General features: G+C 67.7%; 11 protein-coding genes. 5 read left to right on the plus strand and 6 right to left on the minus strand.

The genetic code is table 11. From position 1 onward, the window contains the following. Positions 1-9: 9 nt before the first annotated feature. Positions 10-1116: a branched-chain amino acid aminotransferase gene (locus A5779_RS18045; RefSeq protein ID WP_064884208.1), complete on the plus strand. Its 1107-nt coding sequence runs from the start codon at positions 10-12 to the stop codon at positions 1114-1116. Here the strand turns inward: A5779_RS18045 and A5779_RS18050 are convergent. Genes A5779_RS18050 through A5779_RS18065 form a run of 4 tightly spaced genes read right to left on the minus strand, consistent with a single transcriptional unit; the run spans position 1113 to position 4160 of the window. After that, complete coding sequence (locus A5779_RS18050; protein ID WP_064884210.1) at positions 1113-1838, minus strand: adenosylcobinamide-GDP ribazoletransferase; 726 nt, start codon at positions 1836-1838, stop codon at positions 1113-1115. The two genes, A5779_RS18045 and A5779_RS18050, sit on opposite strands and share 4 nt — an antisense overlap. After that, positions 1835-2905 carry a nicotinate-nucleotide--dimethylbenzimidazole phosphoribosyltransferase gene (cobT, locus tag A5779_RS18055; RefSeq protein WP_064884212.1) on the minus strand — a complete coding sequence of 357 codons (1071 nt, stop codon included), beginning with the start codon at positions 2903-2905 and terminating at the stop codon, positions 1835-1837. Before cobT ends, A5779_RS18050 begins: the two co-directional genes overlap by 4 nt. Next, positions 2902-3444, minus strand: coding sequence for a bifunctional adenosylcobinamide kinase/adenosylcobinamide-phosphate guanylyltransferase (locus tag A5779_RS18060; RefSeq protein WP_064884213.1), 543 nt, complete (start codon positions 3442-3444; stop codon positions 2902-2904). The genes cobT and A5779_RS18060 overlap by 4 nt, the downstream gene beginning before the upstream one ends. Before the next feature lie 23 nt (positions 3445-3467). Then, entirely contained in the window at positions 3468-4160 is a 693-nt protein-coding gene (locus A5779_RS18065; protein WP_064884235.1) for a DUF3043 domain-containing protein, read from the minus strand. 154 nt (positions 4161-4314) lie between these two features. Between A5779_RS18065 and A5779_RS18070 the strand changes: the two genes are divergently transcribed. Beyond that, complete coding sequence (locus A5779_RS18070; RefSeq protein WP_064884215.1) at positions 4315-4671, plus strand: HesB/IscA family protein; 357 nt, start codon at positions 4315-4317, stop codon at positions 4669-4671. A gap of 20 nt (positions 4672-4691) precedes the next feature. Here the strand turns inward: A5779_RS18070 and A5779_RS34060 are convergent, their stop codons facing one another. Continuing rightward, positions 4692-5318 carry an Rv0361 family membrane protein gene (locus A5779_RS34060; protein ID WP_064884217.1) on the minus strand — a complete coding sequence of 209 codons (627 nt, stop codon included), beginning with the start codon at positions 5316-5318 and terminating at the stop codon, positions 4692-4694. Positions 5319-5491: 173 nt separating this feature from the next. On the opposite strand from A5779_RS34060, the gene A5779_RS18080 reads away from it, so the two are divergent. Then, positions 5492-6469 carry a carbohydrate kinase family protein gene (locus tag A5779_RS18080; protein ID WP_055115086.1) on the plus strand — a complete coding sequence of 326 codons (978 nt, stop codon included), beginning with the start codon at positions 5492-5494 and terminating at the stop codon, positions 6467-6469. Between the two features lie 90 nt (positions 6470-6559). Here the strand turns inward: A5779_RS18080 and asnB are convergent, their stop codons facing one another. Then, on the minus strand, positions 6560-8524 hold the full coding sequence (gene asnB / locus A5779_RS18085) for an asparagine synthase (glutamine-hydrolyzing) (RefSeq protein ID WP_064884219.1): 1965 nt from the start codon (positions 8522-8524) through the stop codon (positions 6560-6562). Between the two features lie 190 nt (positions 8525-8714). On the opposite strand from asnB, the gene ctaC reads away from it, so the two are divergent. Then, positions 8715-9752: an aa3-type cytochrome oxidase subunit II gene (gene ctaC / locus A5779_RS18090; protein WP_064884222.1), complete on the plus strand. Its 1038-nt coding sequence runs from the start codon at positions 8715-8717 to the stop codon at positions 9750-9752. A gap of 12 nt (positions 9753-9764) precedes the next feature. Then, the gene (locus A5779_RS18095) at positions 9765-10184 is read left to right on the plus strand and encodes a cytochrome c oxidase subunit 4 (RefSeq protein WP_064884224.1); all 420 of its coding nucleotides are present in this window, start codon (positions 9765-9767) and stop codon (positions 10182-10184) included. Positions 10185-10260: the final 76 nt, after the last annotated feature.

Here is a 10260-nt window from a genome sequence, read left to right on the forward strand (position 1 = left end):
AATCGCTGCATGACTAGCGGCCATCTCGAGTTCACGGTTTCAGCCAACGCGAATCCGGCGACCGATGCGGTACGCGACTCCATCCTGGCCAACCCAGGCTTCGGCAAGTACCACACCGACCACATGGTGGCCATCGACTACACCGCCGGACAGGGCTGGCACGACCCGCGGGTGGTCCCGTACGGGCCGATCGAGCTCGACCCCTCGGCCATCGTGCTGCACTACGCGCAGGAAGTGTTCGAAGGGCTCAAGGCCTACCGCTGGGCGGACGGCTCGATCGTGTCCTTCCGGCCGGAGTCCAACGCCGCGCGGCTGCAGGCGTCTTCGCGGCGGCTGGCCATCCCGGAACTTCCCGAGGACGTGTTCATCGAGTCGCTGCGCCGGCTCGTCGCGGTCGACGAGGCGTGGGTGCCCGCGGCCGGCGGTGAGGAGTCGCTGTACCTGCGGCCGTTCGTGATCGCTACCGAGCCGGGCCTGGGCGTGCGCCCGGCCAACGAGTACCGCTACCTGGTGATCGGCTCGCCGGCCGGGGCGTACTTCAAGGGCGGCATCAAGCCGGTCAGCGTGTGGCTGTCGCACGAGTACGTGCGCGCGTCACCCGGTGGCACCGGCGCGGCCAAGTTCGGCGGCAACTACGCGGCCTCGCTGCTCGCGCAGGCGCAGGCCGCCGACAACGGGTGCGACCAGGTGGTGTGGTTGGACGCGATCGAGCGCCGTTACGTCGAAGAGATGGGCGGGATGAACCTGTTCTTCGTCTTCGGCAGTGGTGGTTCGGCCCGGCTCGTCACCCCGGAGCTGTCCGGCTCGTTGCTGCCGGGTATCACGCGAGACTCGTTGCTGCAGTTGGCAACCGATGCCGGATTCGCGGTCGAGGAACGCAAGATCGATGTCGACGAGTGGCAGAAGAAGGCCGCCGCGGGTGAGATCACCGAGGTGTTCGCCTGCGGTACGGCCGCGGTGATCACCCCGGTTTCCCACGTGAAACACGCCGACGGCGAGTTCACCATCGCCGACGGACAACCGGGCGAGATCACCATGGCCCTGCGTGACACCCTGACCGGGATCCAGCGCGGCACCTTCGCCGATACGCACGGCTGGATGGCGCGGCTGAACTAGCCGATCGCCAGCCCGAGCGCGGTCAGCGTCGTCGTCACCTCGACGGCGGCGCCCAGCACGTCACCGGTGATGCCACCGAACCGTCGCACGCAGTGGGCGACCAGCAGCGCCGAACAGCCCACGGTCACCAGCACCACGGCCGGGCCCTGCCACATCCGGGGACCCGCCCATGCGGCCAGGACAGCAACGGCGCCCACCCAGGCCGCCACGACGGCCACCGGCTGGGTGCCGGCCACCGCGCCACCCAGTGAGCTGCCCGCCGCGGCGGGCACCGAACGGCGGCAGGCGACGACCGCCGCGACGCGTCCGGCGGTGACGGAGAGGACGACGGCGACCGCGCTGAGTTGAGCGAATGCCATTGCCTGACAACCGATCACCACGATGACCGCGGCGACGCCGAACGGCCCCGCCGAACCGTCACGCATGACCGCCAGTGCTCGTTCCGGCGGGCCGTAGCACCCAAGACCGTCGACGGTGTCGCAGAACCCGTCGATGTGCAGCCCGCGGGTGGCCAGCAGGAGCACCGCCACCGCCAGGAGGCCGGGTAGTGCACCACCGGTGCCGAAGGCCCACTGGCCGCCGGCCACCACCGCGGCCGCGAGCGCGCCCAGCATGAGGCCGGCCACGGGCAGCGCGGTGAGGGCGCCTCGACCGATGCCGGCCGAAGTTCGCACCGGTAGCACCGTGCCGAATGCGAACGCCCCGCCGAGCGCGGAAATCATGGTGTTGATTCGAGCGATCCGGCCACTGCGGCCTCGTCGAAGGTGGCCATCGAGGCCAGGGTGGCGATCGCGGCCCGCACGATCGGCAGCGCCACCGCGGCGCCGGTACCTTCGCCCAGACGCATGCCGAGGTCGACGATCGGCTCCAGTCCCAGCTGTGACAGCGCCAGGCTGTGGGCCGGTTCGGTCGACCGATGGCCCGCCTGCCACCACGCCTGCGCACCTGGTGCCAGCTTCTCGGCCACAAGGGCCGCGGCCGTCACCACCATGCCGTCCAGGAGCACCGGGGTGCGTCGCACCGCGGCCTGGGCCAGGAACCCGGCCATCGCGGCCAGGTCGGCACCGCCGCACACCCGCAACAGACCCACCGGATCGCTGGTCACCGATCGTGCCCGGTACAGCGCGTCGCGTACCGCGCCGGTCTTGCGCATCCAGCCTTGGTCATCGATACCGGTGCCTCGGCCGACGACCACGACAGGTTCGGTTCCAGTCAGTGCTGCCACCAAAGTTGTTGCTGCCGTGGTGTTTCCGATTCCCATATCGCCGGCGATCAGCAGATCGGCCCCGGCATCGATCTCTTCGTCGGCGATTTGGCGCCCTGCCGAGATTGCCGCGACCGCTTCCTCTTCGGTGAGGGCATCCTCGACCGCGATGTTGCCCGAGCCGCGGCGGATCTTGTGGGCGCCGACCGCGGGGGACAGCGGCTCGTCACAGTCGACGGCCATGTCGGCGACACGGACCGTGGCCCCGGCCACCTCGGCCAGTACGTTGATCGCGGCGCCGCCCGCGTCGAAGTTGGCCACCATCTGTCCGGTCACCGCGGCCGGAAAAGCCGAAACGCCTGCGGCGGTGACCCCGTGGTCGGCCGCGAACACCACCACGCGGGCCCGGGTGGGCGCCCGCGGCGGGCACACGCCCTGACACGAGGCCGCCCAGACCGCGAGGTCTTCCAGCCGACCGAGGGAGCCGGGCGGTTTGGTGAGCCGGGCCTGGCGGGCCCGTGCCGCCGCGGCCGCCTCGGCATCTGGTGCAGCGACCGCGGCGAAGGCCTCGTCCAATTGCGTCATGACGGCTCCTTCACCGTGAGCGGTTGGCCGGCCACCACCAGCACCACACGGTCGCACACCGCGGCCAGACGCTGGTTGACCGTGCCCAGTTCATCGGCGAACCGGCGTCCCGCCTCGGTGGCAGGCACCACCGTGAGCCCGACCTCGGGGCTGACCAGGACCAGGGGAGCGGTGAACGCGTCCACCGCCTGCACAAGGACGTCGACTTCGCGGTCCACGGGTGATCCGGTCCAGGCGCCGAGGCGGTCCATGGTCGCGGTCAGCCAGCCACCGATATCGTCGACGAGTGTTGCGGTGCCCGGAATCTCGCCCGCGCCGGAGTTCAGAGCCCCGGACAGATCAGAGGTCTCCACGGTGTGCCAGTGCGCGGGCCGACGCACCTGGTGTGCGCTCACGCGGTCGGCCCAGGCGGGATCACCGTCGCCGCCGGGCCCGGTGGCCAGGTAGCACACCGGTGCCTCCCCGGCAGCACGGGCGATCGCCGCCTCGGCCCACTGCGATTTACCCGAGCGGATACCGCCGAGCACCAGGGTGCGCACTCCTCAGGCCGCCTGGAATGGCATCAAGAGATCTTGTCGCCGCGTTCGACCGCCGGCCGCGGCGCGCGCATGCGGCGCAGCTGCGACGCCCGGCTCGCTGCGTAAAGCCCGAGCTTCCAACCACTTTCGGTGTTGTCGGGGAACTTCTCGTCCACCATGTGATTCACCTTGCGGCCGACGATGAACCCGTCGATGAGCATGATGACGACCAGGATCAGCATCGCGTAGGACAGAATCTGCTGGAACTTCAGCGACGGCAGCGCAAGCATGAAGAAGATCATCGCCAGGGCGGCGGGCATGAACAGGCCCAGCACATTGCGGCGGGAGTCGACGATGTTGCGGACATAACGGCGAACCGGGCCCTTGTCGCGGGGCAGCAGGTAGGACTCCTCGCCGGCCATCATCTTCTCGCGGCGATCGGACATGTCGGCCCGGCGGGTGAGCCGCTCGATCTTGCGTTCTTCCTTGGACAGCTTGGGCCCGCGCAGCTCCTTGCGGCGCTGCCGCGCCTCGGCGGAGGTCAGCGGTGCCGGTGCGACCGGGCCGCGCCGCTTGCTCGCCTCGTTGCGTTTGGGTGTCGGCCTGCCCTTGGGGGCGGTGCCTGAGGTCGCAGCACCGGCCGTTGATTCGGCGGTCGGTGCGGCCGACCCGTTGACGACCTGGTCGGTTCCGGCGGATTCGCCTTCGTTGTCCTTCTTGCGGCCCAGCAGCTTCACGACTGCCAGGTTACTGCCCGCCGCAGGTGACCCGGCCACATGCCCCGGCCTGTGGATAAGTCGGGAATAGCGTCGGAACAAGGTACCGTTGAGGTAGTAGACGCGCGGTACGTCCTCGCGTTTCCTTGATGCCCAGGGATGTTTAGGGAGAGCTATGACTGTTCAGGACGCCACCTCCACCGAAACCCACGGTGTGACCCTGTCCGACGCTGCGGCGACGAAGGCGAAGGCGCTGCTGGACCAGGAAGGCCGCGACGACCTCGCGCTGCGTATCGCGGTTCAGCCGGGCGGCTGCGCCGGCCTGCGCTACAACCTGTTCTTCGATGACCGCACCCTCGACGGCGACCTCAATGCCGAGTTCGGCGGCGTGAGGTTGGTCGTCGACCGGATGAGCGCGCCGTACGTCCAGGGCGCCACCATCGACTTCGTCGACTCCATCGAGAAGCAGGGCTTCACGATCGACAACCCGAACGCCACCGGCTCCTGCGCCTGCGGCGACTCCTTCAACTGACGTGAGCTGACGCCCAGCGGTCAGTACTGACCGCTGGTGCGCAGTACATACGAGCACACCAGAACGTGCTCGTTCTTCCCGTCTTTCTGCACCAGTAGCTGTGCCACGCCCTGCTGTTCCTGGCCGCTGGAGCTTTGGCCTCGGGTCGACCCGCTGGCCGGTGCGACCCGCATGGTGAACAGCACCTGGGCCTGCGTGGTGGACCACGGCACATTCGCGTCGATGCCCGTCACCTCGACGTGGCTGAACTGCTTCTGAAATGCGTCACTGGCCAGGCCGGCCACTGCCAGGTCTGCCTTGCGATCTTTGACCCCGTCGTACAGCCCGCACAGGGTGTGCCGCGCAATGGTTTCGTCGTCCCCGTCGAGCAGCGCGTCGAGGTACTCCTGGATTGCGGCCTGCGCCCGCGCGTCGGAGACCACCACCGGTGCCACGGGCCCACGCCGGCCCGCGACCAGCACCGCCGTCAGCACCCCTCCCAGTGCCGCCACCACCAGCAGCGCCGCCAGAATCTTGGGCCAGCGCCGCCGCGTGGGGTAGGGCACCGGCGGCGGGAGCGTCCCGGGATATGCCGACGGTTCGGTCGGCACCGGCTCGGGATAGGGCTGGGGCGGAATGTGCTCGGGGTACTGGTAAGAACCAGTCATCAAATGACGCTCCCCGCGTGATCTGGAGGTGGGTCAGCCGTCTACGGTGACCGGGAATACGGTTATACGCAGGTTAGCGCAACCCACGAGGTGCGACTGTGCGCGCAGATCGCCGGAAGGCCCACGCGGGTACTGTTATGTAGCCGACTTAACGAAATGAGGGGTGACACTACGTGACCATCGCAGTTACCGGATCCATCGCGACCGACCACCTGATGCGGTTCCCGGGCAAATTCTCCGAGCAACTGCTGGCCGACCACCTGCAGAAGGTGTCGCTGAGCTTCCTGGTCGACGATCTGGTGATCCACCGTGGGGGAGTCGCGGGCAACATGGCCTTCGCGATCGGCGCCCTCGGCGGCGATGTCGCGCTGGTGGGCGCCGCAGGCCAGGATTTCGCCGAGTACCGGACCTGGCTGGAAGGCGCCAACGTCGACTGCGGCAACGTGCTGATCTCCGACAGCGCCTACACCGCCCGCTTCGTCTGCACCACCGACGAGGACATGGCCCAGATCGCCTCGTTCTACCCGGGTGCGATGTCCGAGGCGCGCAACATCTCCCTGGCCGATCTGGTGGACCGCGTCGGCAAGCCCGAGCTGGTGATCGTCGGTGCCAACGACCCCGAGGCGATGTTCCTGCACACCGAGGAGTGCCGCAAGCTCGGCCTGGCCTTCGCCGCCGACCCGTCCCAGCAGCTGGCCCGGCTCTCCGGTGACGAGATCCGCAAGCTGATCAACGGCGCCACCTATCTGTTCACCAACGACTACGAGTGGGACCTGCTGCTCCAGAAATCGGGCTGGAGCGAGGCGCAGGTGATGAGCCAGATCGGCATGCGCGTCACGACCCTCGGTGCCAAGGGCGTCGATCTGGTCAGCTCCGACGGTACGTTCGTGCACGTCGGCGTCGTGCCGGAGAAGCATCAGGCCGACCCGACCGGTATCGGCGACGCCTTCCGGGCCGGCTTCCTGACCGGGCGCAGCGCCGGATTGAGCCTGGAGCGCTCCGCGCAGCTGGCCTCCCTGGTCGCGGTCCTGGTGCTCGAAGCGACCGGTCCCCAGGAGTGGACCTGGGATGCGGCCGAAGCAGTGCAGCGCCTGACCGATGCCTACGGTGCCGAGGCCGGTGCCGAGATCGGCAAGGCGCTCGGCAACTAGCCTGCCGAACCGACGCAAACTGCCCCGAAACCATCGGTTTCGGGGCAGTTTTGCTGGGGGCACCGCCCGCTTGCGGGGGACTGATCGCGCCTAGAGCTGTACCGGGTAGTGCGGTTCCTTGATCTGCGGGGTGACGCTGTGCTCGACGAAGATGGCGTGCCACAGCATGAAGATCAGCACGGTCCACAACCGGCGGCTGTGATCGCTGACGCCGCTGCGGTGCTCGTCGAGCATGGTGCGCACGGCAGCGAGGTCGACATACGCCCCGGCCTGCGACGACGCCGTCATCGCGTAGGCCCAGTCCATCAGCTCTCCGGCGCGCAGCCAGTGCCGGATCGGCACCGGGAAGCCCAGCTTGGGCCGATTGAGCACATGGGCCGGAATGATCGGTTCCAGTGCCCGCCGCAGCGCGTATTTGGTGGTCGAGCGGGTGATCTTCTGATCGACGGGCAGCCGGGACGCGACCGCGAACACCTCGGGGTCCAGGAAGGGCACCCGCAGTTCCAGTGAGTTGGCCATGGTGATCTTGTCCGCCTTGACCAGGATGTCGCCGCGCAGCCAGGTGAACAGATCGATGTGCTGCATGCGGGCCACCGGATCCCAGCCCCGCGATTCGGCGTATATCGGGGCAGTGACGTCGGTGTGCGTCCATTCCGGCCGGAAGCCCGGAAGCACCGCCCGCAGCTGCTCATCGGAGAAGCTGCGGGCATTGCCGTAATAGCGCTCCTCGAGCGTCAGCGAACCGCGGTGCAGCAGGCTCTTGCCACGCATGCCCTCGGGCAGTGGTTTGGACGCCTTGCCCAGCGATTTGCGCACCGGACGCGGCAGGTAGTCGAAAGGCCGCAGCGACAACGGCTCCCGGTAGATCGTGTAGCCACCGAACAACTCGTCGGCACCCTCGCCGGACAGCACCACCTTCACGTGCTTGCGGGCCTCGCGGGCAATGAAGAACAGCGGTACCAGGGCCGGGTCGGCCACCGGTTCGTCCAGGTACCAGACGATCTCGGGCAGCGCCTCGACGAACTCTGCCTGGCTGACCACCTTGGTGACATGCCGGGCGCCGATGGCCTCGGCGGACGCGACGGCCACGTCCACCTCGGAGAAGCCCTCCCGCTCGAATCCGGTCGTGAAGGTGATCAGCCGGGGATTGTGGCGCATCGCCAGCGCCGCGGTGGCCGTCGAATCGATGCCGCCCGACAGGAACGCGCCGACCGTCACATCGGCACGCATGTGCTTGGCGACGGAATCCTCCAGGGCGGCGGTGATTTCGTCGTAGCGGGACTGCTCGGCGCCCTTGACGAACGGCACCGCATTGAATTTCGGGTAGAAGTAGCGGGTCACCTCGGGACGGCCGCCGGGCTTCAGGCGCGCGTAGCTGCCCGACTCCAGCCGGCGGATGCCGCGGTGCAGCGTCTCGGGTTCGGGTACGTACTGCAGCACGGTGTAGTGCTGCACTGCCCGCTCGTCGATGCTCAGGTCCAGCCCGAGAATGTCGGCCAGGCCGAGCAGGCACTTCTTCTCGCTGCCCACCGCGGTGCCTCCCGGCCCGGTGGCCATGAACAGCGGTTTGATGCCGAACGGGTCCCTGGCACAGAACAACTCACGTTCGACGGTGTCCCACACGGCGAATGCGAACATGCCGCGCAGCCGATTCAGCGCGTCTGCGCCCCAGTGGTGGTACGCGGCGACGATGGCCTCGCCGTCGCCGTCCGTGTGAAATACGGCACCGGCGCCGCGCAGCTCTTCACGCAATTCCAGGTAGTTGTAGATCTCACCGTTGAAGACGAGTGCGTAGCGGTCCGGCTCGTCGGCGGGTCCCCAGCGCAACGGCTGGTGACTGTGCGCGATGTCGATGATCGACAGCCGGTTGAAACCGAGCACCACAGTGGCGTCGCCGCTGGTGTCGGCCCACGTACCGGGCTCGTCGGGCCCGCGGTGACGCATCAGGTGGGAGGCGCCGGCCACCGCGTCGACCAGCTGCGATCCGGCGTCTGGGGAGGCGTCACCCTGGGTGGATTGGGCTGGGTCAGTTACCAAGGCGAGCAGTCCACACACCGCGTCAGTATGTCTGATCCGGCGGCTCCCCGAGACCACCACCCGCGCGGCTGCGTCGGCTGCTCAGCTCGCGTTGCGATCCCATTCCCGAGTCGCTTCGCTCCCGTGGACCGGCGTGGTCTACGCTGCGTAGTATTCGCAAAACAACGACCGGTCGCGGTCGCGAAATACCGATCTAGGAGGCGCCAACGTGACACCTCGCGGGCTTAAGAAGGTGGCCCGAGCGGCGTTGTTGACCATTGTCCTGGGTGGCTCAGCGCTCTTGCTGAGCGGCTGCAGCTGGCAGGACGCACTCGCGCTCGGTTGGCCGACCGGAATCACTCCGGAGGGCAAACTCAACCGAGAGCTGTGGATCGGCTCCGTGATTGCGTCCTTCGTGGTGGGCGCCATCGTGTGGGCTCTGATCTTCTGGTCGAGTGCATTCCACCGGAAGAAGAAGGGCGACACCGAGCTGCCGCGCCAGTTCGGCTACAACATGCCGCTGGAGCTGGTGCTGACGGTCGTCCCGTTCCTCATCATCTCGGTGCTCTTCTACTTCACCGTGGTGGTCCAGGAGCGCATGCTGCACAAGGACCCGAACCCCGAGGTCGTCATCGACGTGACCGCCTTCCAGTGGAACTGGAAGTTCGGCTACCAGAAGATCGACTACGCCGACGGCACGTTCGATTACGACGGTGTCGACGCTGAGCGCAAGGGCGCGATGACGTCCAAGCCCGAGGGCAAGGACGCCCACGGTGAAGAGCGGGTCGGCGCGATCCGGGGCCTCAACCCGGAGGACCGCACCTACCTGAACTTCGACAAGATCGAGACCCTGGGTACCTCCACCGAGATCCCGGTGCTGGTGCTCCCCGTGGGCAAGCGCATCGAGTTCCAGCTCAACTCCGCGGATGTGATCCACGGTTTCTGGGTGCCGGAATTCCTCTTCAAGCGCGACGTGATGCCCGAGCCGGTGGCCAACCACTCGGACCACATCTTCCAGGTCAGCAAGATCGAGCAGACCGGCGCCTTCGTCGGGCGCTGCACCGAGATGTGCGGCACCTACCACTCGATGATGAACTTCGAGGTCCGGGTCGTCGAACCCAATGACTTCAAGGCCTACATCGACCAGCGCAACGCGGGCAAGACCAATGCCCAGGCGTTGGCGGCCATCAACCAGCCGCCGCTGGCCACCACCACGCACCCGTTCGATACCCGACGCGGTGAGCAGGCACCGCAGGCGAGCAAGTAGGGGCTACACGCAATGCATATTGAAGCTCGACTGTTCGAGATCCTCACGGCGTTCTTCGCGCTGTCGGCGGTGGTCTACGGCGTGCTGACCGCGATGTTCGCCACCGGCGGCGTCGAGTGGGCCGGCACCACAGCGCTGGTGCTCACCACTGGCCTGACCTTGATCACCGGCACCTTTTTCCGCTTCGTGGCGCGGCGTCTCGACACCCGCCCCGAGGACTACGAAGATGCTGAGATCAGCGACGGCGCAGGCGAACTTGGCTTTTACTCGCCGCACAGCTGGTGGCCGATCCTGATCGCGCTGTCCTTCTCAGTCGCAGCCGTGGGTGCCGCCCTCTGGCTTCCCTGGCTGATTGTGGCCGGCATCTGCTTCGTGCTGATGGCTGTCAGCGGCCTGGTCTTCGAGTACTACTGGGGTCCTGAGAAGCACTGACCCGTCCGGACGTGCCGGTTGTGGCCTGGCCAAGGTCACAATCGGGCCGTCACTTCATCCGCCACCGGCAGCGCCG

The organism is Mycolicibacterium peregrinum (genome assembly GCF_001665625.1).
In the GTDB taxonomy this organism is placed as follows: domain Bacteria; phylum Actinomycetota; class Actinomycetes; order Mycobacteriales; family Mycobacteriaceae; genus Mycobacterium; species Mycobacterium peregrinum_B.